22 protein-coding genes are annotated in these 23,957 nt (G+C 61.6%); 9 read left to right on the forward strand and 13 right to left on the reverse strand.

Features of this window, described 5'->3' with window-relative positions:
• Nucleotides 1-17: 17 nt before the first annotated feature.
• Genes KYT97_RS15980 through KYT97_RS15995 form a run of 4 tightly spaced genes read right to left on the reverse strand, consistent with a single transcriptional unit; the run spans nt 18 to nt 3,686 of the window.
• Complete coding sequence (locus KYT97_RS15980) at nt 18-1,214, reverse strand: acetyl-CoA C-acetyltransferase (RefSeq protein WP_033233262.1); 1,197 nt, start codon at nt 1,212-1,214, stop codon at nt 18-20.
• Nucleotides 1,215-1,252: 38 nt separating this feature from the next.
• Nucleotides 1,253-1,705 carry a MaoC family dehydratase gene (locus KYT97_RS15985; protein WP_116102726.1) on the reverse strand — a complete coding sequence of 151 codons (453 nt, stop codon included), beginning with the start codon at nt 1,703-1,705 and terminating at the stop codon, nt 1,253-1,255.
• 51 nt (nt 1,706-1,756) lie between these two features.
• A complete protein-coding gene (locus KYT97_RS15990) occupies nt 1,757-2,503 on the reverse strand; it encodes a GntR family transcriptional regulator (RefSeq protein WP_095887165.1) in 747 nt (248 codons plus the stop codon).
• A gap of 31 nt (nt 2,504-2,534) precedes the next feature.
• The gene (locus tag KYT97_RS15995) at nt 2,535-3,686 is read right to left on the reverse strand and encodes an acyl-CoA dehydrogenase family protein (RefSeq protein ID WP_033233268.1); all 1,152 of its coding nucleotides are present in this window, start codon (nt 3,684-3,686) and stop codon (nt 2,535-2,537) included.
• Nucleotides 3,687-3,906: 220 nt separating this feature from the next.
• Here KYT97_RS15995 and KYT97_RS16000 point away from each other — a divergent pair, with 220 nt between their 5' ends.
• From KYT97_RS16000 to KYT97_RS16010, 3 genes are read left to right on the forward strand one after another with little or no spacing between them, the layout of a single operon-like run.
• Nucleotides 3,907-4,782, forward strand: a complete 876-nt coding sequence (locus KYT97_RS16000) for an HpcH/HpaI aldolase/citrate lyase family protein (protein ID WP_219110232.1) — start codon at nt 3,907-3,909, stop codon at nt 4,780-4,782.
• Complete coding sequence (locus tag KYT97_RS16005; protein ID WP_219110233.1) at nt 4,779-5,807, forward strand: MaoC family dehydratase; 1,029 nt, start codon at nt 4,779-4,781, stop codon at nt 5,805-5,807. Before KYT97_RS16000 ends, KYT97_RS16005 begins: the two co-directional genes overlap by 4 nt.
• 20 nt (nt 5,808-5,827) lie before the next feature.
• A complete protein-coding gene (locus KYT97_RS16010; RefSeq protein ID WP_219110234.1) occupies nt 5,828-7,057 on the forward strand; it encodes a CoA transferase in 1,230 nt (409 codons plus the stop codon).
• A 67-nt stretch (nt 7,058-7,124) separates the two neighbouring features.
• Here the strand turns inward: KYT97_RS16010 and KYT97_RS16015 are convergent, their stop codons facing one another.
• Nucleotides 7,125-8,282 (reverse strand): acyl-CoA dehydrogenase family protein, encoded by a 1,158-nt coding sequence (locus KYT97_RS16015; RefSeq protein WP_045065007.1) that lies wholly within the window; start codon nt 8,280-8,282, stop codon nt 7,125-7,127.
• 297 nt (nt 8,283-8,579) lie between these two features.
• On the opposite strand from KYT97_RS16015, the gene KYT97_RS16020 reads away from it, so the two are divergent.
• From KYT97_RS16020 to KYT97_RS16040, 5 genes are all read left to right on the forward strand, one after another.
• A complete protein-coding gene (locus tag KYT97_RS16020; RefSeq protein ID WP_373557481.1) occupies nt 8,580-9,917 on the forward strand; it encodes an MFS transporter in 1,338 nt (445 codons plus the stop codon).
• Nucleotides 9,918-10,052: 135 nt separating this feature from the next.
• Nucleotides 10,053-11,183 (forward strand): thiolase family protein, encoded by a 1,131-nt coding sequence (locus tag KYT97_RS16025; protein WP_095887168.1) that lies wholly within the window; start codon nt 10,053-10,055, stop codon nt 11,181-11,183.
• 54 nt (nt 11,184-11,237) lie between these two features.
• On the forward strand, nt 11,238-12,002 hold the full coding sequence (locus tag KYT97_RS16030; protein ID WP_095887169.1) for an SDR family NAD(P)-dependent oxidoreductase: 765 nt from the start codon (nt 11,238-11,240) through the stop codon (nt 12,000-12,002).
• Nucleotides 12,003-12,013: 11 nt separating this feature from the next.
• A complete protein-coding gene (locus KYT97_RS16035) occupies nt 12,014-13,696 on the forward strand; it encodes a class I adenylate-forming enzyme family protein (protein ID WP_219110235.1) in 1,683 nt (560 codons plus the stop codon).
• On the forward strand, nt 13,697-14,659 hold the full coding sequence (locus KYT97_RS16040) for an NAD(P)H-dependent flavin oxidoreductase (protein ID WP_219110236.1): 963 nt from the start codon (nt 13,697-13,699) through the stop codon (nt 14,657-14,659).
• Here KYT97_RS16040 and KYT97_RS16045 read toward each other — a convergent pair.
• Genes KYT97_RS16045 through KYT97_RS16070 form a run of 6 tightly spaced genes read right to left on the reverse strand, consistent with a single transcriptional unit; the run spans nt 14,656 to nt 20,682 of the window.
• Complete coding sequence (locus KYT97_RS16045; protein ID WP_033233289.1) at nt 14,656-15,534, reverse strand: LysR family transcriptional regulator; 879 nt, start codon at nt 15,532-15,534, stop codon at nt 14,656-14,658. The genes KYT97_RS16040 and KYT97_RS16045 overlap by 4 nt on opposite strands.
• A gap of 3 nt (nt 15,535-15,537) precedes the next feature.
• On the reverse strand, nt 15,538-16,440 hold the full coding sequence (locus KYT97_RS16050; RefSeq protein WP_141485168.1) for a LysR family transcriptional regulator: 903 nt from the start codon (nt 16,438-16,440) through the stop codon (nt 15,538-15,540).
• A gap of 30 nt (nt 16,441-16,470) precedes the next feature.
• Complete coding sequence (locus tag KYT97_RS16055) at nt 16,471-17,283, reverse strand: enoyl-CoA hydratase/isomerase family protein (protein ID WP_219110237.1); 813 nt, start codon at nt 17,281-17,283, stop codon at nt 16,471-16,473.
• Nucleotides 17,280-18,041, reverse strand: coding sequence for a crotonase/enoyl-CoA hydratase family protein (locus KYT97_RS16060; RefSeq protein WP_033233296.1), 762 nt, complete (start codon nt 18,039-18,041; stop codon nt 17,280-17,282). The genes KYT97_RS16055 and KYT97_RS16060 overlap by 4 nt, the downstream gene beginning before the upstream one ends.
• Before the next feature lie 38 nt (nt 18,042-18,079).
• Nucleotides 18,080-19,126 carry an MBL fold metallo-hydrolase gene (locus KYT97_RS16065; protein ID WP_219110238.1) on the reverse strand — a complete coding sequence of 349 codons (1,047 nt, stop codon included), beginning with the start codon at nt 19,124-19,126 and terminating at the stop codon, nt 18,080-18,082.
• On the reverse strand, nt 19,123-20,682 hold the full coding sequence (locus KYT97_RS16070) for an AMP-binding protein (protein ID WP_033233815.1): 1,560 nt from the start codon (nt 20,680-20,682) through the stop codon (nt 19,123-19,125). Before KYT97_RS16070 ends, KYT97_RS16065 begins: the two co-directional genes overlap by 4 nt.
• A 159-nt stretch (nt 20,683-20,841) precedes the next feature.
• On the opposite strand from KYT97_RS16070, the gene KYT97_RS16075 reads away from it, so the two are divergent.
• Nucleotides 20,842-21,786, forward strand: coding sequence for a LysR family transcriptional regulator (locus tag KYT97_RS16075; RefSeq protein ID WP_033233301.1), 945 nt, complete (start codon nt 20,842-20,844; stop codon nt 21,784-21,786).
• On the opposite strand, the gene KYT97_RS16080 is transcribed toward KYT97_RS16075, so the two are convergent.
• Both KYT97_RS16080 and KYT97_RS16085 read right to left on the reverse strand, forming a co-directional pair.
• Complete coding sequence (locus KYT97_RS16080) at nt 21,720-22,637, reverse strand: LysR family transcriptional regulator (RefSeq protein ID WP_033233303.1); 918 nt, start codon at nt 22,635-22,637, stop codon at nt 21,720-21,722. The two genes, KYT97_RS16075 and KYT97_RS16080, sit on opposite strands and share 67 nt — an antisense overlap.
• A 33-nt stretch (nt 22,638-22,670) precedes the next feature.
• Complete coding sequence (locus tag KYT97_RS16085; protein WP_095887174.1) at nt 22,671-23,861, reverse strand: acyl-CoA dehydrogenase family protein; 1,191 nt, start codon at nt 23,859-23,861, stop codon at nt 22,671-22,673.
• Nucleotides 23,862-23,957: the final 96 nt, after the last annotated feature.

The raw sequence follows: 23,957 nt of genomic DNA on the forward strand, positions 1-23,957 counted from the left end.
GTGTACCCAGGGGACGCTCAGGCGGATTCCACCACAGCGGCCAGGCCCTGCCCGCCGCCGATACACATGGTCAGCAGCGCTTTTCCGCTACCGCGGCGACTGAGTTCATGCAGGGCTGTAGTCGTCATTCGGGCACCCGTCGCACCGACGGGATGTCCGAGTGAAATTCCGGACCCGTTGACGTTGAGCCGATCGAGGTCCTCGAAGCCCCATTCCTTCACGACGCCGAGAACCTGGCACGCAAATGCCTCGTTCAGCTCCACCAACTCGAAATCGGAGAAGCTGCCGCCGGTCCGGGCAAAGAGCTTCGATACTGCTGCGACGGGTCCGAGTCCCATCAGCGCGGGTTCACAGCCGGCGGCAGCCCAACTGTCCAGGAAGCCGATCGGTTCGAGACCCAACTCGTCCAGTCGATCTTCGGCAACCACCAACATCGCAGCCGCAGCGTCATTCTGCTGACTGGCATTTCCGGCCGTGACGACGCCCCCCTTCGTGACGGTCCGCAACCGACCGAGTGTGTCCATCGACGTGTCGTCGCGAATTCCCTCGTCGCTGCGGAACTCCGTGACGTTGCCCTTACGATCGGTCAGTTCCACGGAGACGATCTCGGTGTCGAAACGGCCGGAATCTCGCGCTGCCGTTGCCTTGCGATGACTGTCAACCGCAAACTGATCAGACTGCTCGCGACTGATGTCGCAGCGTTGCGCGACATTCTCGGCGGTTTCGATCATGCCGCTGATCTTGCCGAATCGCCACTCCGGCTGTGACCGCTCACGCCCACGATCGAGCCTGTCGAACAGTTGCAGCCCACCGGCTTTGGTGCCCCATCGCGCTCCGGTGGTGTAGTGCTCGATGCCACTCATTGATTCGACACCGCCCGCGAGAACCACATCAGCAGCGCCTGTTTGAACCATCATCGCCGCGGTGATGATGGCCTGCAGGCCCGTTCCGCATCGGCGATCCGTCTGGAAACCGGCAACCGAGATGGGAAGCCCGGCCTCGAGCGCTGCCCACCGGCCGATGCACGGTGCCTCCGAATTGGCGTACGACTGCCCCATCGCAACATCGTCGATGCGGGCAGGGTCGATGCCGCTGCGACGAACCGTCTCCTTGATCACTGTGGCTGCCAAAGTCTCGGCAGGTACGTCACGCAGTGCCCCGCCGAAGCGGCCCACCCCGGTCCGAACCGGCGCAACCAGCGCTGCTCGTTTCATGATTTCCTCGAATCTTGTTCTGTAAGTGTGAGAATGAATCAGGCGACAAGCAGGCGAACCGTCTCGGCAACAAGCGCAGGCTTGGTAGCGCCCTTGATCTCGATCGTGTAGCGCACGACAATCGTCGCGCCCTTCGCAGTGCGCTCGAACGACAGAATTTCAGCGCCTGCGCGAACCGACGAACCGACCTTGACCGGCTCTGGGAAGCGAACCTTGTTGCTGCCGTAGTTGACAGTCATGGCAATGCCGTCGACGCGCATCACCTGGGCACCGAGCACAGGCAGCAGTGACAGGGTCAGGTAGCCGTGTGCAATGGTGCCGCCGTACGGACCCTGCGCGGCGCGTTCGGGATCCACGTGAATCCACTGGTGATCTTCTGTCGCGTCGGCAAACTTGTCGACTCGCTCCTGGGTGACCGGAAACCACTCGCTGTATCCGAGGTGCTCGCCTACTGCCGACTCGACGTCGTCGATTCCGTTGAATACTCGCATGGTCTCTCCTGAGAGATTTTGGGTGACAACGAGATACGACCGCGGGAACCGCTAGTGCGCGCCTCGTCGTAGCGTCACTCGATAGGTGTACTGCTCGGGCAGGAAGTAGCTGACGGACAATTCGTTGGCCAGACCGGCAGCGTTGGTATACAGGCGATCGACGCGCAACATCGCATGCCCGGGTTCACAATTCACGTCCCTGGCAACGTCAGCAGTAGCCGGTGCCACCGTAATCGACTGCGCTGCTTCGATTATCGGACTGTCCAACAGTGGCTCCAATAACCCGATCACGGTATAGGAGCTGACGGCACCTGCCAACATTTCGGGTGCGTCGACGATGTGACGGGCAACAGCTTCGGGCAGGTGCGCGGTAGTCTGCACAAAGGGAATGCCTTCGTGAAATCGGCGAAACACCACCGTATACACCACATCCGTATCCAACCGGAGCCTGCTTGCCGCTTCGATGTCCACACGCCGAACCAGTGGCGCGACGACTTCCATTGTCGTGTCCTTCGACAGGTTCATCAGGTCTTCGATGGACCCCAGATGCCGCAGATACTGGCCGGTGTTCTCCGTCACGAACGTGCCACGACCCGGGACCCGATACACGATGCCTTCGGAAACCAGGTCGTGGAATGCTCGTCGAACCGTCTGGCGGCTCACACTGTGCTGCGTCGCCAGTTCGGATTCGGTGGGTAACTGAAGACCGTCGCGGTAAGTTCCGGCGGATATCTGCTGACGAAGCTCACGGGAGAGGCGTTGATACGCCGGCTCCGTCTCTCTTTCCTTACCGCTCATAGCATTCAGATTCTACTGGCTCACCGAGTGGTCACAGACCACCGCGCGCAACCAGCTGCGCGACGATGACATTGCGCTGAATCTCGTTGGTGCCCTCGCCCACGATCATCAGTGGGGCGTCCCGGAAGTAGCGCTCTACGTCGTATTCCGTCGAATAACCGTAGCCACCGTGAATGCGGACCGCGGACAACGCAATTTCCATGGCAACCTCGGACGCATACAGCTTGGCCATTCCGGCTTCCATGTCGCACCGCTCGCCGCTGTCGTACTTCTCTGCCGCGTGCCAGGTCAATTGCCGAGCCGCGGTCAGCTTCGTCGCCATGTCCGCGAGGTAGTTACCGATCGACTGATGCTTCCAGATCGGTTTGCCGAAGCTTTCACGCTGCTGCGCGTAGGCAAGCGAATCCTCGAGTGCAGCGGTCGCAACACCGAGCGCCCGGCAAGCCACCTGGATACGGCCGGTTTCGAGGCCCTTCATCATCTGACCGAAACCCTTACCAGGCACGCCGCCGAGGATCGCGTCTTCAGAGATGCGGTAGTTGTCGAAGGACAACTCGCAGCTCTCGACGCCCTTGTAGCCGAGCTTGGGGAGATCACGGGAAACGTTGAGCCCCTCGCCCTGTTCGACCAGGACGATCGAGATACCGGCATGCCGCGGACTTGCCGAAGGATCCGTCTTGCACAACAGTGCGATCACACCGGATCGCCGCGCATTGGTGATCCAGGTCTTGGCTCCGTTGATGACCAGATCGGTACCGTCACTCTTGGCGTTGGTTGTCATCGCCTGCAGATCGGAGCCACCACCCGGTTCGGTAAGAGCCATGGTGGCTCGAATTTCACCGGTTGCCATCAGCGGCAGATACTTCAGTTTCTGTTCCTCGGTGCCGAACAGGGTGATGAGCTTGGCTACCACCGTATGGCCACCCATTGCACCCGCTAGCGTCATCCAACCTCTGGACAGCTCCTGGGTTACCTGCGCATAGCAAGGCATCGATACAGGGCATCCACCGTATTCCTCGGGAATGGCGAGGCCGTAGATCCCGATCTGCTTCATCTGGTCGATCCACTTTTCGGGATATTCGTTCGCGTGCTCCACCTCCTGCACGGAGGGCTTGACCTCGCGATCTATGAACGATCGCACCGTGTCGACCAGGAAGGTCTCTTCGTCGTTGAGCTTGAGCATGAATCCGCCTCGACATTGTTCAAAGTTTGTACGGCCATATTTAGCCATTGTTGGCCCTTTGTCAACACTTCGCCTTGACAGTCACCCGCAAATGCTGTCAGCATCGTGGGAAAACCAGTGCAATTCTGGAAATAGCCACGCAATTTCGACTGATTCACGGCAACTCACCACATTTTCAACTGGCCGTACATTTGGGCCCTGATCGAGGTAATCGACACACGTGACTAACAACGAGTACCGATCTGTCCGACGCCGCACCGCCCTGGTCGCTCCCGGATCAGACGAGCGCAAAGCACGCAAAGCACTGAACTCGACCGCGGACGAGGTGATCCTCGATCTCGAAGACGCCGTCACCACGGCCAATAAAAACACCGCCCGCGAGCTTGTCACCGAACTTGTTCGCGAGTTCGGCGCAACCCGAACCGTGTCCGTGCGCGTCAACGGACCGACCACCCCGTGGTTCGTCGCCGACATGACCGCGTGCGGCGCACTCGGCGAATCGTTGACCAGTGCGATAGTCCCGAAGGTGGAGTCTGCCGAGGAACTCCTCGAAGCGCAGCGGCTTCTCGTGGCAGCAGGCGGAAACTCCGTTACCCTGCAAGCGCTTATCGAGACACCGTTGGGCGTCTCGAACGTCGACGCCGTCACCCGATCGACGACGCGCCTTCAGGCAATCGTCATCGGATACGCCGATCTCGGTGCAGCACTGGGACGCTCGCGGACCGCTCTCCCGGAGCACTGGCTGGCCGTGCAGGACAGAATTCTGATCGCCTGCCGCACTGCCGGTATCGCTGCCATCGACGGCCCCTTCCTCGGGATCACCGACGACGACGCCTTCCGCCACTCCGCGGCCTGGACCAGCGCGCTCGGATTCGACGGAAAGTGGGTTATCCACCCGGCACAGATCGATTCCGCTACTGCGGCATTCACACCATCGGACTCCGATGTCACCGACGCCCGACGCGTCCTGGGCGCACTCGAAGAAGCCGAAGCCTCCGGCGCCGGCGCAGCGCAACTCGACGGCCAGATGCTCGACGAAGCCGTCGCCGTCGCAGCACGTCGCACACTTGCCCGAGCAGAAGGAGTCAGCGTATGAGCACACAGAATGGGAGCGACCATTACGCCGCCGAGCATTATGTAGGTGGACCGTATTTCGACGAGCTCACCCACGGGCAGGTTTACGACGAAGCGCCCGCCGTAACGCTGACGAGTGGCCTCGCCGCCACCCATCAGGCCATCCTCGGCGACCGGATGCGACTTTCCCTCGACGCCCATCTCTCGACTGCAGTTACGGGAAGTGCTGCACCCGTTGCCAATCCCGGCTTGGTAACCGACATCGCGATCGGCCAGTCCACGGTGGTTACCCACCACGTGAAGGCCAACCTGTTCTACCGCGGACTGCGATTCCACAGGTTCCCCGTTCTCGGCGACACCCTGTACACGCGTACCGAGGTGGTGGGACTGCGCGAAAACTCGTCCAAGCCCGGTCGCGCCCCCACCGGCCTTGCGGCACTGCGGATGACGTCCACGGACCAGAACGGCAACACCGTTCTGGACTTCTACCGTTGTGCGATGCTGCCACTGAGCGGCAATCCCGACGACGGGCGCACGCGGCACAACGACGATCTGTCGTCCATCGGCCCTGACGCAGTCGCCCCGTTTGTGACGCCGACAAACTGGAACCTTGACGCCTATCGAAACAAGGTTCCCGGCAAGCACTTCGAGCAGGTTCTGGTCGGTTCGATCCACCGCAGCAGCAGCGACGTCGTGTCCAGCGCACCCGAGCTCGCCCGGTTGAGCCTCAATATCGCGGCGACGCATCACGACGAACGCGTCGGCGCCCATGGCCGTCTTGTCTACGGTGGCCACACCATCGGTATCGCCCTCGCGCAGGCAACTCGGGCACTCCCGAACCTGGTCACCGTCCTCGGATGGCACTCATGTGATCACACCGGACCCGTCCACGAAGGCGATACACTCACCAGCGAACTCCGCGTCGAGAGCGCCACTCCACTCGAACACGGCACTGCCGTCGAGCTTCGATCACTTGTCTACTCCCACAACAGCTCTGCCACCGACACTCCCGTGCTGGACTGGCGATTCACAGCTCTGATGGCATGACCGACACGCTAAGGACCATCATGACCACCCAGAACACCTCCGCCGGCCCGTTGGCAGGACTCCGCATCATCGAGATCTCCAGCTTCGTCGCGGCTCCCCTGTGCGGGCTGACTCTCTCCCAACTCGGCGCCGAGGTCATCCGAATCGATCCCATCGGCGGCGCTTCCGATTACAACCGTTGGCCGGTGACCGACCAGGGCGAGAGCATCTACTGGACGGGTCTGAACAAGGGCAAGAAGTCACTCGCCGTGAACATGCGCTCCGAAGAGGGACAGGCATTGGTGCAACAACTGGTCACCGCACCCGGCCCCGGCAACGGCATCCTGGTCACCAACGCGGGCGGACGCGCGTGGATGAGCCACACCACCCTCGCCGCCCTGCGAGAGGACGTCATCACCCTCGAAATCCTGGGCCGCCGCGACGGCTCCCCCGGAGTCGACTACACCGTCAACGCCGGGTTGGGATTTCCGATGATGACCGGGCCTGCAGACCACGCCGGCGTCGTCAATCACGTACTCCCTGCCTGGGACATGGCCTGTGGATTGCATGCGGCACTGGCGATTACCTCCGCAGCACGCAAACGTGACAACACCGGCGAGGGTTCACAGATCACGCTCCCCCTCGAAGACGTCGCGCTCGCAACGGCGGGCACACTCGGGTACTTCACCGAGGTCCAGATCAACGGACACAGCCGCACGTCCGGCGGCAACGCGGTGTACGGAACGTACGGAATCGATTTCCTCACCAGCGACAACGAACGTTTCATGATCGTCGCGCTGACCACCCGCCATTTCCGTGACCTCACGGCCATGACCGGCACAACCGTCGCCGTCGAAGCCGTCGAAGCCGCACTGGGCGCAGATTTCACCACCGAAGCCGACAGGTACACCCACCGCGAGGTGCTCACCGCACTGTTCTCACGTTGGTTCCGCGAACACAGCGGTTTCGAAGTCGCTGCAGCACTGGACAAGACATCGATCCTGTCCGAGCGCTACCGGAGTTTCGAAACGGTTGTCGAATCCGGCGAACTCGAAAAGAACCCGATGTTCACGACGCTCGAACAACCTCGCATCGGGTCCTACCTCGCCGCCGGTCATCCCGCATCATTCAACGGAACTCACTTCACAACCGGCCCCGCCCCGGTAGTCGGCGAAAATTCCGTGACCGTACTGGCCGAGATCCTCGGCACGACTGCAGATCGTGCGGCCGAGCTGGCAAAGAACGGCACAGTCGGCGTTCCGGCACTCTGATCACCTGCATACAACTTCGGCCTCGGGAAACTCTCCCGAGGCCGAAGTTGTAGGTACACAAGAACTGTCAGAGGCCAAGATCTTTTGCGATGATGGTTTTCATGACTTCACTTGTACCACCGTAGATTCGCGTGACGCGTGTATCAGCGTAGAGGCGCGCGATGGGGTACTCGGTGATGTACCCGTACCCGCCGTGCAACTGGAGGCATTTGTCGATTACTCGACCGGCCGCCTCGGTGCAGAACAGCTTTGCCTTTGCTGCATCGGCGATGGTCAGCGTGCCACGGTCATGACACTCCAGTGCGTTGTCGGACACCAACTGGATTGCATCAACTTCGGTAGCGCACTCCGCCAGAACGAATTTGGTGTTCTGGAAGGCCGCAACCGGCTTGCCGAAGACCTTGCGATCCTTGACGTAATCGATGGCAAATCGAAGTGCTGCAGTGGCCGTCGCGGCCGCACCGAAAGCAATGGTCAGTCGTTCCTGCGCCAGGTTGTGGGTCAGATAGCTGAAGCCGTCACCTTCCTCGCCGAGCCGATCCTCGACGGGCACCTGGACGTCGACAAACGACAGCTCCGCGGTGTCCGAGGTCTTGAGCCCGATCTTGTTGATCTTGCGCCCCACCGAGAAACCCGGTGACGATGTATCGACCACCAGAATCGACAATCCACTACGACGGTTCTCCGCGGTACTGGGCGCGGTCCGGCACACCACCAGAATGCGATCGGCAAGCACGCCGCCGGTGATGAACGTCTTGGCTCCGTTGAGCACATAGTGCGTACCGTCCTCGGACAGCTTGGCCGACGTCGCGATGTTCGCCAGATCCGAGCCCGTTCCCGGTTCGGTCATCGCAATCGCGAACATCAGATCGCCGGATGCAAACCCGGGCAGCCACCGATTCTTCTGTTCCTCGTTTGCGTACTCGAGCAGGTACGGCAGGATGAGGTTCGTATGGACCGACTGCGAGCCGAACGAGGCCCCGGCCGCGGCAACTTCCTCAGCTACGACGACATTGAACTTGAGCGAGGACTCACCGCCTCCGCCATATTCCTCCGGAACCTGAATTCCGAGTACGCCCAGCTCACCCAACCGGCGATAGAAATCACGGGGCGGGTGACCGTCTTCTTCCCACTTCTCGTGGACTGGCGTCACTTCCTTCGCGATGAAATCGCGGACGGTTGCCCGGAATGCCTCGTGATCCTCGTTGAACACGGTGCGCTGCATGTATGAACTCCAGTCGGTCAAGGGAAACGAGGGTGATCCTTTTTCTCACCTTGCCTCAATTTGCCGCGTGCGATCCAACACCCATCACCTATGTGTCCGATAGGGCATTCCAATACCCCCTGACCTGCGATACATAGGTAACCGCTATCGTTCCGATCACCGACGCGACATTGCCGAAAGTGATCCAGAACACGTTGAATAGGACAGCCGGCAACGCACACAATCGATCGCTTCGAGGCCGTGCTTCGATCACGATCGCCACCGCCTACCAACCTCGAAGGGACGCCCGTGACCAACATCGCGCAGCATCGTAACGACGTCCAACCAGAATCGTCTGTCGTCCCGGTCTTCGGCACCCGCAAGCGTGCATGGACGATGACCGGACTGGTCGTCTTCCTCTACGTCGTCAACTACGCCGACAAAGCAGTCCTCGGAATCATCGCTCAGCCGCTTGCCCGTGAGCTCGGACTGAAGTCATCGCAAATCGGCATGGTCGGCTCACTGTTCTTCCTGATGTTCTGCATCGGTGGCTTCATGGCCGGACCCCTGAACAAGTACCTGACCCTTCGTTGGGCGCTGCTGATCTTGGCGGCGATCTGGTCCGTGGTCATGCTCCCCCTCGTTCTCGGCGCAAGTCTCGCAATGCTGATCGTCTCGAGGATGCTGCTCGGACTTGCCGAAGGACCCAGTTCAGCTCTGATGCACACCGCCGCATATTCGTGGCACCCACCGGCCAAGCGCGGCCTTCCCGGCGCGATGCTCGCCGGATCCGCTTCCGTCGCAAAGATCGCCCTCGCTCCCGTGCTGACGTTCATCGCCGTTCATTACGGTTGGCGCGCAGCAGTTCTCTCGCTCTCCGTTCTCGGTCTGGTGTGGATGGGTTGCTGGCTGGCCGGTTGGTCCGAAGGACCGTACACGAGCAAGGCAGTCAAGGCGACCAAGCAAGCAGATACCGAAGGAGCAGTCGAGACGACTGCAAAAGCAGTCACCGAACCGAACGTTCCGTGGCGCAAGATCCTGCTCTCCCGCACGTTTGTCAGCTGCTGCTTCCTCATCGCCGCCATCTACGCGCTGACCACCGTCGTCCTCACCTGGCTGCCGTCGTACTTCGAGGTCGGCCTCGGTTACAGTGCGATGCAAGCCGGTTCGATGTTTGCACTGCCGTCGATCGTGGGCCTGATCCTCATGATCACCTCCGGTTCCGTCACCGACAAGCTGATCGGCCGCGGTTTCACATCTCGCACAGTTCGCATCATCGTTCCCTGTGTCGGCGTTCTGATCTGCGGATCGATTCTCCTGTTCCTCCCCCAGATCTCCGCTCCCGCCGTCGCGGTCGCCATGGTGTCGATCGGCTACGGATTCTCGGCAATCACTTTCCCACTCATCAACGCCGCGATCTCCGAACTGTGCCCGCCGCAGCAGACTGCCGGAACCATGGGATTCTTCCTCGCCATCATGTCGATCGGTGGCCTGATTGCGCCTTACGCAACGGGAGTCATCGTGGATAACGCCGCAACGGCTGCCGACGGTTATGCCCAGTCCTTCCAGGCAATCGGCATCATCGGCGTCATTGCAGCGGTTCTGGTCCTCGTCTTCGCCAATCCCGACCGCGACCGAAAGCTCATCCGCGGCTGAGAACTCCACTCATAGCCATTCGCTAACAAAGCCATTCACCGAAAGACATTGCCGGGTCGCCCTTGCGCGTGATCGACTCGAAGCACGCCCCGACCGCACAGTCGCAACACCGGGCACGAACAGCAGGAGAGACACATGCGAGATGCCGTCATCGTCGACGCAGTACGTACACCGATCGGCCGACGCGGCCGCGCCCTCTCGGAGATCCATCCGGCGGATCTGTCTGCACACGTGCTGCGTGCACTCGCCGAACGGACCGGACTCGACGCGGCAACGGTCGACGACGTGATCTGGGGATGCGTCAGTCAGGTCGGCGAACAGGCCGGAAGCATCGCCCGCACAGCGGCACTCGCCGCCGGTTGGCCCGACAGCGTTCCAGGTGTCACGCTGACCCGCGCCTGCGGATCGAGCCAACAGGCAGTCTCCTTCGCCGCGGCCACCGTCATCTCCGGCCAGAACGACGTGGTCGTAGCGGGCGGCGTCGAATCGATGTCACGAGTGCCGATGGGAACCGCCAGCAAGAACGGTGAACATTTCCCCGCTTCGGTACTCGAACGATTCGGCGTCGACGGATTCAGTCAGGGAACCGGCGCCGAAATGATGGCCCGCAAATGGACACTCACACGGACGGCTCTTGACGAATACTCCCTCCGCTCACACGAACTCGCGGCGCGCGCCACCGATGCGGGTGCATTTACCGGACAGATTGCTCCGATCGCCGACTTATCTCAGGACGAAGGAATTCGGCGAGGAGGAAGCCTGGAGTCGCTCGCGAAACTGCCGGCAGCATTCGACGCTGACGGAGTGATCCACGCCGGCAACTCTTCTCAGATTTCCGACGGAGCGGGCGCCACACTCGTCACGACCAGTGAGTACGCCCGAGCACGTGGCTGGAAGCCCCTCGTCCGTATTCACACAGCAGTTGTCGCGGCCGATGATCCTGTCATCATGCTCACCGGTCCGATTGCCGCCACGGCAAAGGCATTGGAGCGGTCAGGGTTGTCCATCGACGACATCGGCGCCTTCGAGATCAACGAGGCATTCGCGCCCGTTCCGCTAGCTTGGCAGGCGGAAACCGGCGCCGCCATCGATCGGTTGAATCCGCTCGGCGGCGCGATCGCAGTCGGCCACCCACTCGGTGGATCGGGTGCCATTCTGATGACTCGGCTCGCGCATCACATGCGCGATAACGGAATCCGTTACGGACTGCAGTCGATGTGCGAAGCCGGCGGCATGGCCAACGCGACAATTCTCGAATTGATCTGACGCGACGTCATTGTCCGGTCTACTCGTCATCCAGCAGGAAAGAAGAACTGATTCATGAAACTCGAGGGACTTTCCACCGCCATCACCGGCGGCGCTTCAGGTTTGGGCCTGGCAACCGCTCGACGGCTGCTCGACGCCGGAGCGCAGGTCACGTTGATCGACCTGCCTTCGTCCGAAGGTAAGCAAATAGCAGCCGATCTCGGAGCTGCGGCACAGTTCGTCGAGGCCGACATCACCGACAGCGAACAATTCGCGGAAGCACTCGACGCGGCACACGAGCGTGGTGGCCTACGCGCTGTTGTCCACTGCGCCGGCGCCGGACGTCGCATGCGCATTCTCGACAAGGACGGAAAAGCCGGATCGGTCGAGGATTTCGAGTTCGTCGTCAAACTCAATCTTGTCGGTTCGTTCAACGCACTCCGTCTCGGCGCCGAGCGGATGGCAGAACTCGATGTCGTGGACGGTGAGCGCGGCGCCATCGTCATGACGGCGTCGGTCGCAGCCTTCGAAGGTCAGATCGGCCAGATCAACTACACGGCATCCAAAGCCGGGATCGTCGGTATGACCGTCACCGCTGCCCGCGATCTCGCCAGCCGAGGTATTCGCGTCAACACCATCGCGCCAGGCATCATGGACACACCATTGCTGGCACGTCTGCGCGAAGACGTGCGGGCAGGCCTCGAAGCCTCGGTTCCCAATCCGTCGCGGCTAGGTCGCCCCGACGAGTTCGGCCAGCTGGCGGTATCCATCCTCGAAAACGGCTACCTCAACGGCGAAACCATCAGACTCGACGGCGCTATCCGGATGGCGCCCAGGTGACGGGCGGGGGCATGACTGCCAATCCACAACTGCGCCACAACATGCAGTATCCAGACACCACCATGGCGTACTGGGCGCCCAGCATGGCGGCTCTCTACGGTGACCGCCTCGCCGTCGTGGACGGTGAGCGTACATGCACGTTCCGCGAACTCGGTGAGCGCAGTGCACAATTCGCCGGCGCGCTGCGACAGTCCGGGGTCGGTGTCGGTGATGTCGTGTTGCTGCACCTCGGAAACTGCGTCGAGTTCCTGCAGGCTTACTACGGCTGCCTGCAGGCCGGGGCAACGGTCACGTTGGTCAACCCCTTGCAGCCGGAACCGGGATTGCGCAAGCAGATCGAGGAGACGTCGGCCGTCGCTGCGGTCACTCAAAGCGCACAGCTGCACACACTCCTCGGGGCAGCGTCGGGAACCTCCGTCCGCACGATCGTCATGGTTCAGGACCCCGACGTCGCCGTTGACGCACCGGAGCCCGTCGTCGCGTTCGGCTCCTTCATCGCGGGTCTACCCACCGAATTCACCCCTGCCTCCGTCCGAAGTGACGACGTCGCGCACATTGCGTTCACCGGCGGCACCACCGGAGTCTCCAAAGGCGTTCGCGTTCTTCACCGCAACGTAGTCGGCAACGTCACCCAGATGTGTGGCTGGCGAACCGGGCACGAGTTGGGCGTAGGTGCCGACGGACTCGTCACGCCGCGGCCCATCGACGGCCTCGACGTGCTCGGGCCGACGCCGGGAACGGGGGCGACTATCGTGGTCTCGCCTCTCTTCCACGCACATTCGTTGCTCAACACGTCGTTCCTGTTGATTTCCGGGCTCACTCAAGTATTTGCCGGCCGGTTCGAACCCGGTCGGATGCTCGAATTGATCGAAAAGCACGGCGCCACCTATCTCACCGGCTCACCAGCCATGTGGCACGCACTGTCGGTCCACCCCGACGCGAACGTGCGCAACACCGACAGCGTCTGCGTCGTGTCCTCGGGCGCCGCCCCGATCGACAGCGTCACGCTAGCAGCTCTCCGCCGCGCATTTCCCAAAGCTCTTGTCGTCGAGGGTTACGGGCTGACCGAGGCGACGTGTGTTGTCACGGCAGCTCCGCTGATCAACGGTTCGGAATACCGTCAGGGCAGCGTCGGGTTCCCGATCTTCGACACCGAGATCCAGATTCGCGACCAGATCGACAGGCACACAGTTCTCGGCGAGAACGAACGCGGCGAACTATGGGTACGCGGACCTCAGGTCACCGACGGCTATCTCGGCCACCCGGAAACCACCGCACAGCAATTTGTCGACGGGTGGCTGGATACCGGAGACATCGCGTACGAGGATTCGGACGGATACCTCTTCATCTGCGACCGGGCCAAGGACATGCTGATCTACAAGGGGTACAACGTCTACCCCCGTGAACTCGAGGAGATTCTGGTCTCACACCCGGCGATCTCGACGGCTGCGGTCGTCGGCCGCGAGGTGGGAAGCAACGGTCAAGAGCCGGTGGCTTTTGTCGTGATGATTCCCGGAGCTGAATTCGACGCCGAGCAGATCAAGTCGTTTGTCGCCGAACAGGTGCTGCCGTACAAGAAGATTCGCGAAGTTGTCGAGGTCGAACTACTCCCCACCTCCGCCGCGGGCAAGGTCCTCAAGACCGACCTTCGCTCGAGGCTTCTCGAATCCGTCGACAAGACAGGTGGTTCCTAGATGACAACCTTCGCCGATCTGACCTCTCGGTTGCGGGTACCGGTTCTCGCCTCACCGATGTTCATCATCTCGACTCCTGACCTCGTCATCGCACAGTGCACCGCTGGGATCATCGGGTCGTTCCCGGCACTGAATGCTCGCCCACAATCAGCGCTTCGGGATTGGCTCAAACTGATCACGGTGGCGCGTGAGGAACACGACCGTGAGCACCCGGAAACCCCGTCGGCGCCGTTCGCCGTCAACCTCATCGTCCACCGGTCCAACAACCGACTGGAAGAGGACCTGGCAACCATCGCCGAGTTCGAGGTTCCCATCGTCATCACCTCGCTCGGCGCTCGCACCGACATCAACGATGCCGTCCATGCGTACGGCGGAATCGTTCTTCACGACGTCATCGACAACCGCTTTGCGCGCAAGGCCGTCGAAAAGGGTGCCGACGGACTGATTGCGGTAGCTGCCGGTGCCGGTGGTCATGCCGGTACGCAATCACCGTTCGCTCTGATTCGCGAGATCCGGGAGTGGTTCGCCGGTCCAGTTCTGTTGTCTGGCGCCATCGCTCACGGAGATTCGATTCTCGCTGCACTCGCTGCGGGAGCCGACTTGGCCTACGTCGGCTCGGCATTCATCGCAACCGAAGAGGCTAACGCCGATCCCGCGTACAAGGAGATGATCGTGGGTTCCGGGGCTTTCGACATCGTCTACTCCAACCTGTTCACCGGAGTACACGGAAACTACCTGCGCGGCAGCATCGAGGCCGCGGGATTGGACCCGGACAACCTAGCCGAATCCGATCCTTCCGCAATGAGTTTCGCGACGACCGACACCGATGCCAAGGCGTGGCGCGACATTTGGGGCGCCGGTCAGGGAATCGGACCGATCGACGCTGTCCTTCCGACACACGCAGTGGTCGAGCGTCTCGCCGCCGAGTTCGATGCTGCGCGCGAACGCATCTGCCGTCTCTAGCCCGGCAGGCATTCGTGCACCAAGTCCACGAATGCCTGCCCCACCGGCGAGAGGATGGACGGGTCGAAGACAAGCCCGTACGTCCGCAGGAATCTCGGCTCACAGGCCCGCTCCACAACCTGTCCCGGCATCGACTTCGCCACGGCACGCTCGACCAACGACCCGCCGAGCCCGGCAATGACCATGGGCAGCCTCGATTCCCGCTGCTCAGTGACGACGGCGAGCTCGGTTCTCGTCCCAGCCTTGCGAATCGAGTCTTCGATAGCGTCGCCCATCGCTGCTCCGCGAGGAACAAAAACCATGGGAATGTCGGGCATCTCGGCAAGGCGCACCGGCCCCTCCGGAAGTTCGGTTCCGACAGGATAGACCAGTCGATAGTCCTGTTCCCCCAGCTCGATGATCTCGAATCCCTTCGCTGCTTCGAGGGGCAAATGGGCAACCGCGAATTCGCAATGGCCGTCACGGATCAGAGAATCGAGATTGTCTTCACGCTCCAACTCCGAAAACCTCACTCGCGCCCGGGGATACCGAATGCAGAACTCGGCGATCAGATCGACGATGGTCCCGGACGTGAGAGCGGGAAACGCCATGATGTCGAGTCGACCGACGACGGCGCCGTCAGCAGCAGTCAACTGCCCCTCGGCGGCAGCAACATCGCGGAGCACCTGACGGCTCGGCCCGACCAGACTGCGTCCGGCCGCACTGAGCACCATCCCCCGCCCGATCCGATGGAAGAGCCTTACTCCCAGTTCGCGTTCCAGCCCGCGCAGTGCCTGAGACACTGTCGGCTGAGCGACGCCCAGCGCGGCAGCCGCACCACTGATTCCCTTGTTCTCGACAACCGCGAGAAAGTACTCCATCTGCCGAAATTCCACAGTTCACTCCTTCGCCGTGGATCCTGCAGAAGCGGTGGCCATTTCGGCTGCTGTTGCGATGAAAGCGGCGGCCGCGGGTGACTGCTCACCGGCGCGATAGACAAGACCGACGTCTCGGGCCAGCGGCGGATCGAACGAGAACGCGAGCACATCCTTCATCTGTTGCTGCGCAACCTTTCTCGGCACAACCGTGGCTCCGATGCCCCGACGTACGAGTTCCCAGGTGGTCACGGGATGCACACAATCCACCACGACGTTCTCTGCACCGGCACTGAGCAGAGAACGGAATTGGTTCGATTGATCTCCGAGATCTACCACCAGTGGCAGAGCATGGAGGACGTCGCGCCGAACCGGATCGACCAACGGTTTCACAAGCCTGTCGGACAACGACACATGTGTGGCGAGCACCATCTCCTGGGTCGTTATCGGTGCGGTGACCAGACCTTCGTATCCGATACTCAGATCGGTGACTCCGACCTCGGCGGATCCACGCCTCAGGGCAGTATCCACTCCGGCCGGCCCGAAGGTATCGAGAACCCGCACGACAATCTTCGGAAAGTTGACCCGGAATCGCCGAACCAACTCGACCATCGGATCTATCGAGAATGCCGAGTACGACACGACGTCGACACGACCGAACTCGAGTTCACGGACGGCGGTCACCTTGGCCTTCGCGCGCTCGACGTCGGCAAGGATTCGCCTGGCCGCGAGATCGAATGTGCGGCCAGCATCGGTGAGGACCAGACGTCTTCCCGTCCGGTCGAACAAAGTGGCACCCAATCGGCGTTCAAGCGTACGAATCGCCTGAGAAAGCGAAGGTTGCGAAATGTAGAGAGACTGAGCCGCCTTCGTTATCCCACCGTGGTCGACAACAGCGACGAAGTAGGTAACAAAGTGCAGATCCACTCACCCATCATACGACCAGCGATGCATCCCTCATTCCACTCTAGGTGCCCCTGATACCGCCCACTCTCCGGTGAAGACCGGTTCGCGCTTTTCCACGAAGGCTCGAACTGCGTCGGTAGCGTCCGTCGCGAAATTGACGGCCTGTGCCCTCGCCTCGTTGTCCAACGCCTCTCGTAAGGTCAGCGAGGTGTGCTGCTCGAGCATGGCAGCAGACTGACTCAATGCGGCAGGCGGACCGTCAGCCAACCGCTGCGCAAGTTCGGCCGTGCGTTCGTCGAGTTCGGCCGGTTCGACCAGATAGGTCACCAATCCGAGTTCGTAGGCTTCCCGTGCGTCGATCGTCTCGGCGAGCATCACCAAACGTTTGGCTTGCTGGACGCCGACCAGTCTCGGCAGGATCCACGACCCGCCGAAGTCGACGGACAACCCCCGTTTGGCAAAGATCTGACTGAACTTCGTACCCTGTGCCGCCACCACGAAGTCGCAGAGCAATGCCATGTTCCATCCGGCTCCGACCGCAAACCCTTCGACCTTCGCCACCAGGGGCTTGGCAAACTCACCCAGTGCGATCACGGTTGCGTTGATGACCCGCATGCGATCGAGCGGGTGCGACGAGCCTCGCTTGTCGAGATCGGAGCCCGCACAGAAGGTGCCGCCCGCGCCGGTCAGGATCACGGAGCGAATCTGCGAGTCCTCCTGAAGTTCGTGCAGTGCCTCGCGCAGAGCGATCCAGGCCTCGAGGTCCAGGGCGTTGCGACGGTGTGGTCGGTCGAGCACGATCGTGGCAACAGCGCCGATGCGCTCGACACTGACGGCCGCACGCTCGATGGTTTCGGCACTCACGAGCCACTCCACACGGGAGAACGCTTCTCGGCAAATGCCGTAGCGCCTTCCTTGGCATCACGGGAAGCAAAGACCGGATCGATGAATTCGCGCTGCGCGACAAAAGCATCCGGGTCGGTGTACTTCGCGGACATCGCGAGGACCTGCTTGGTTGCTCGAACTGCCAATGGACCGTTTGCCGCCACCCGCGCCGCAAGTTCACGTGCGACCGCCAGTGCTTGTCCAGGTTCGGCGAGCCGATTGACCAGCCCGTGATGATGCGCCAACGTGGCGCTGAGCGGGTCACCGGTGATTGCGATCTCCATGGCCAGCTGATACGGCAGGATCTTGGGCAGACGCAGAAGACCGCCGGCGGCAGCGGCAAGCCCCCGCTTCACTTCGGGCAAGCCGAATTTCGCATCGGTAGACGCCACGATCAGGTCGGCCGCCAAGGCCAGTTCACAGCCGCCTGCCAGCGCCCAACCCTCGACTGCTGCGATCAACGGCTTCGACGGCGGGGCCTCGGTCAATCCGGCAAATCCACGACCGGGGAGTGACGGCCGTTCTCCGCGCGCGAATCCCTTGAGATCCATACCAGCGCAGAAGGTTCCACCAGATCCGGTCAGAATGCCGATAGTGAGATCTGACCTCGCCTCGAACTCGTCGATCGCCGCAGCCAAGGCTTGTGCAAGTTCGAGGTTGACCGCATTCTTGGCCTCGGGTCGATTGAGTGTGATGACGGCAATGCCGTCGGCGAAGTCGGTGAGCACAACGCTCATGTTCGGTTCCTACTTCCGTGATGAGAATTTTTGAATGGTCACAGCGATCGAAGACTCCATCGCACGGGCGAACGGCCGGACGCGGTCACCCTCTCGCGCTTGGCCAACACAACCAGATGAGCGTGGGTTTCGCGGACTGCCAGGCGAAGTAGTCGCGGCGACATCTGATCGAACGGGCGAGACCAGGAGATCGTGCGCGACAGTTCCCAGGCCGTCGATTCGGGATCGGCCGCAACGGCCACAACGATTTCCGACAGCCTCGCCTCGTGATGTCCCATCAACTGACGTGCGCGATCGGCGATCCCGCGGAATCGATACTCGTGTGCGGGCAGCACCTCGCATTCACCCAAGGCTGTTGTTGCCTCGAGTGAGAGCAGGTAGCGATGCAGCGGATTCTCGAGTTCACCGGGAACCGTGGAGATGTTCGGACTGATCCGCGGCAGCATGTGATCACCGCTGAACAACAAGCCCCTGCCCTCTTCCACGAAGCAGAGGTGTCCGGGTGTGTGCCCCGGCGTCCATTGCGCGCGGAGATTCCATCCCGGTAGATCGAGTGGATCTCCATCGCCCAGAACAACGTCGATTGATTCATGCTCGCCGAACCGCACCAGATCGACCCGAGACGCGTCGAGTACTGCAGTCGGCGCTCCGAGTTCGGACAGTTGCACATTCCAGCCGGTGATGTCCTCGCGTGTCTGCTCGGGACCGTGGTATCCGAGTAGCGTCGCATCAGCCACATGCATTGCCAGTGTTGCGCCGCTGACTTGTCGAAGACGCGGCGCCAGACCGAAGTGATCGGGATGCAGGTGTGTGATTGCCGCATACCGCACTTCGGAAACGTGGTAACCGATCGACGCTATGCCGTCCACGAGAGCCTGCCACGACTGTTCGTGATCCCAACCGACGTCGATGAGTGCAAGTCCATGATCGAGCGCGAGCGCGTAGACGAGCACGTAACGCAAGGGGTTGTCCGGCATAGGAACCGGAATCGACCACAAACCGTCCCGTACCTGTTCCACCGGCGGAAGAATGTTCTTCGCCCAGGCCTCGCGTTGTGCGACGCCGACGTCTTCGGTCACGATCACGATGCTTCTCCGCTCGCACTCAGCGTGGTTCGCAGGCTCGACTTGAGCAGTTTCCCGCTCGCATTGCGAGGTAGGGAGTCCACGAAATGGATCTGTCTGGGCTTCTTGTACGACGCCAACCTCGCTGCGCTGAAGGCGATCAGCTCGTCGACGCTTGGCATGTCGGCGCCGTCGACCAGTTTGATCACCGCGGTGACGGATTCACCCCAGCGCTTGTCGGGAACCCCGACAACTGCTACTTCGGCAACCGAAGGATGCTCGGCCAGAATGGATTCCACTTCGATCGGATAGACGTTCTCGCCGCCGGTGATGATCATGTCCTTGAGACGGTCGGTGACAAACAGGTAGCCCTCGTCGTCCAGGTGCCCGGCGTCGCCCGTTCGAAGAAAGCCGTCGTGCGTGAACAATTCGGCGCTTTCGCGTTCACGTCGCCAGTATCCGCGTGTGTTGTTTCTGCTGCGCGCGACAATTTCTCCGGATTCGTTGGGCGGCAACTCCTCGCCCGTCATGACGTCGCGAATGGAGATCTCCACGCCGATCATCGGCTTTCCCGCGGACCGCAGTAACCCGGAGCGAGGCCCACTGACGTGATGGTCGTAGGCACGAAGTACGGACACAGACCCCGTTGTTTCGGTCATCCCGTAGCGCTGAACAAACTTGCAGTTCAGGACATTCATAGCGTGAGCGAGGAGCGCCGGCGTGATCGGCGACGCCCCATACGCAACCACCTCCAAGCTGGACAGATCGAAACCCTCGAGAGTGGGCAGATCGACCAGTGTCTGAATTACCGCCGGTACCAGAAATGCGTGGGTGACATGGTGTGTTGCAATAGCTTCAGCCACCCGGGCCGGCGCCATGTCGCCGAGCAGAACCATCGGCACCCCGGCCGACAGACACGTACTCATCCAGCCGGCACCAGCGATGTGAAAGAGGGGAAGTGCGTCCAGAGCCACTGCATTCGAACCGAATTCGTACACCTCGAACCCCACGGGTTCGTTGTACAAATTCCGGTGTGTGGCCACGACGCCTTTGGGGCGGCCGGTGGTCCCGGAAGTGTACAGCTGCAGAACCGCGGTGTCCGGATCGTGCCCCAGTCCGGGGTCGATACCCGTCCCGGACGCCACGAACTCTGCCCAGGTTCGCGAATCTGTCACGCCCCCTTCATCTCCCACGGTAACAACCGTCACCTCCGGCAACACTGCGGAGATCGCGGCGGCCCCTACTGCGAACTCGTCGTCGACGATCAAGACGTCGAGTTCTGCGTCCTCGGCGACGTCCACGAGCTCCCGCGGACTGAGCCGCCAGTTCAACGGAATGAAGACCGCGCCCGCCTTTGCACACGCGATGAAAGTTTCCGCGCCTTCGAGGCCCATTCGCAGTAGTGCTCCGACACGAGCACCGCCATTGGAAACCCCCACAAGTGCACTCGCCAACGCATTGGTCTCGGCATCGAGATCGGCACACGTCAATGTCCGGTCGCCGCACGTGATCGCGGGGTCGGATGGTCGCGCCAACGCCGAGTGACGTATCCGGTTGGGCAGGTGAAGCTCGCTCACATCATGCTCCTGAGATTCGGCGGTACTGGAACAGTCGACCATCGCTATGGCCCGCGCCACAAAGACGAGTAGGCGCACCGAGCCATAGCTCAGACCTATATCGGCAGGTCGAAGGATGTCATCACAGTCGAGACGGCATCATCTGGGAGAATTCGTCAGATGCAGGCACCCGGGATGGACATTCGCAGCGCGCAGTACCTCGTTGCCGTTGTCGATCACGGCGGTGTCACCGCCGCCGCGAACGCACTGCACATCTCCCAGCCGTCGCTGTCACAGGCGGTGCGCAATCTCGAACGGACTCTCGGTTCCACACTGTTCGAGCGCACTGCACGAGGCTTGATCCCCACCGCTGCCGGAGCAGCCGTCGCCGACGCTGCTCGGACACTACTGCGTGACGTCGCCAAGGCCGAGACCGCAGTCGCTGCGGTAATCGCACTGCAATCGGGTGAACTCACCATCGCTGTTCAATCCGACCTTGCGCTCGACTCGGTCGCCGATCTGGCTGGTCAGCTTCACCGCACCGCTCCGGGTATCACCTTCTCCACAACCGCGGCGCCCAGCGCCCACGAGGTGCTGGCCTTGGTCCGGTCGGGCAGGTGCGAACTCGGTTTTCTCGAACGCGATCTCGCGGACGGACCGTCGGACGGCCTTCTCGAGATCGAGACCAGCGCTCAGGAGATGGTTCTGTCGATCCCACCGGCACTTGCGGTCGACCTTCCCGAACCGGTGCCCCGCGCGCCGATCGGGGCCTTGCCCATGATCGTCGAAACACGGACAAGCCGTCGCAGCTACCCGGTCGGAGGCGACTGGGGCCTCGTCAACGTCGTCGCCGAGGTCCCCGATCGCCTGGCCGTTCGTGAGATGGTCGGCCACGGTGTCGGCGCCGCACTACTGCCCCGCTCCATCGCCGAGCAGGACTCCCCCGCGGCGAGCGTTCGATCGCTGGACCCACCAGTCATCCGACGGACACGCATCGTCTTTCGTGACGGTCCGTTGTCACCGGCTGCGGCGGCGCTGGTTTCGAATCTCCCTACCGCTCAGAGTCCTTCGACAAACATCTTCCCCAACGGTGACAATCTCTCCGGATCGAACTCGATGCCGTAGGTCAGCGAGATCACTGGATTCAACGGGAAAATCTCGGCCCCTGACGCAGCTGCACGTTCGGCAAGCGAACGTTCCATGAACGCCATACCCAAACCGGCGAGGACAAATTCCCCGACGGTTTCTCGCTGCGCAAGTTCTGTCGACATCCGTGTTCTGGCACCGGCAGCATGCAAGGAAGACTCGATGACGATCCGGGCCTGTGAGTGCTTCAGCACCCCGACCACGGGAAGATCAGGAAGCGCGGTCAACGAGACAGGCTCTCCCACAGTAGGTTTAATTCCACGTGGCCAGACCGAGAGCGGCGCCTGCGGGGGAAGAGCAAGCCAGTAGTCGTTCACTCCGATGACGTGTGTCGACAGTTCAGACATCTCCGGTGGCCAATAACTGAAAACCAGCTCGCACACCCCGTCAGCCAATACCTGTTCGGCGGTATCGCCGCGTGGGAGCTCGCTGACACGCACCGTGATTCCCGGGCAGCGTCGACGGAAATCGGCCACGATCCGCGCCACCGGCCCCTCCAGTCCCTGAGCGGCAGAGCAGATGTCCAGGCGGCCCTTTGGTTCGATATCCACCCCGATCGCAGCAGTGGACGCAGCTGCGCTACTTCGCATCATTTGCCGAGCGGGCCCGATCAGTGCGCGTCCGGCCGACGTCAAGACCAGACCCCGACCGACGCGGTGGAAGAGTTCGACGCCCAGTTCACGTTCGAGACCGCGAATACCTTGCGACAACGACGGCTTGGTCACCGACATGGACTGCGCCGCCGTCGCCAACGACATGGGCTGCGCTGCGCTCGCCAAGGACTCCCCGCCTGCAACGGCGAGAAAATACTCGATCTGACGTAGGTCCACCCGTCGACTTTACGACGGACACCAAAACGCGGTTCAGTTATACGAGCGCAACAGTCCCTTGCTGATGATCTGCTTCTGGATATCGCTGGTGCCCTCACCGATCAGCAGGAAGGGCGCCTCACGCATCAAGCGCTCGATCTCGTACTCCTTGGAGTACCCGTAACCGCCGTGAATACGGAAACTGTCCTGGGTGACTTCGGCACAGAACTCACTGGCCAGGTACTTCGCCATACCGGCAGCAACGTCGTTTCGTTCGCCCGAGTCCTTGAGCCGAGCCGCATTCACCATCATCAGGTGGGCCGCTTCGACTTTGGTACCCATCTCCGCGATACGGAACGCGATGGCCTGATGCTCGGCAATCGGCTTACCGAATGTCTCACGCTGCTTTGCATACGTCACCGCAAGTTCGAAAGCACGCTGCGCGATACCGCACGCACGCGCCGCCACATTCACTCGGCCGACCTCGACACCATCCATCATGTGCCGGAACCCGACGCCGGGCTTGCCACCGAGAACCGCGTCCGCGCTGATCTCGAAACCGTCGAAGACCATCTCGGTCGTGTCGATTCCCTTGTAGCCCATCTTCTCGATCTTGCCGGGGATGGTCAGGCCGGGAAGAACTTCACCGAACCCCGCAGGCTTCTCGATCAGCAACGTCGTCAGATTGTTGTGCGCCTTCTCCGCGCCTTCGTCCGTCTTCACGAGCACAGCCACCAGAGTGGACGAACCACCGTTCGTCAGCCACATCTTCTGCCCGTTCACCACGTAGTCGCCGGATTCGGTGCGTTTCGCCTTGGTCGAGATGGCGGCAACGTCGGAACCCAGAGCCGGCTCCGACATCGAGAAAGCACCGGTGAGCTCCCCGGTAGCCAGCCTCGGCAGGTAGTTCGCTTTCTGCTCCGGTGTCCCGTGCGCCGAAATCATGTGTGCCACTATGAAATGGGTGTTGATGACACCGGACACGCTCATCCAGCCGCGAGCCAATTCCTCGACGCACAGTGCGTACGTCAGGAGGGATTCTCCGATGCCACCGAACTCCTCGTCGATCGTCAGACCGAACAGACCCATGTCTTTCATCTGCTTGACGATGTCCGTGGGATACGTGTCGGTGTGCTCGAGTTCTTGCGCGGCGGGAATCACCACACGATCGACGAATTCACGCACAGCACCGATGATGTCGTTCTGCGTCTCGGTCAATCCTGCAGTCTGCGCCAAACGCGTCACTGTTCCACCTGTTCATCGAGGGAGATCCTCCGACCATTCAATCCCCGAAACTCAGGGGTGTCAAAGTTCGACAACCATACGAATGGTTAGGGAAAA

It is taken from the genome of Rhodococcus globerulus (assembly GCF_019334125.1).
Taxonomy (GTDB): domain Bacteria; phylum Actinomycetota; class Actinomycetes; order Mycobacteriales; family Mycobacteriaceae; genus Rhodococcus_F; species Rhodococcus_F globerula.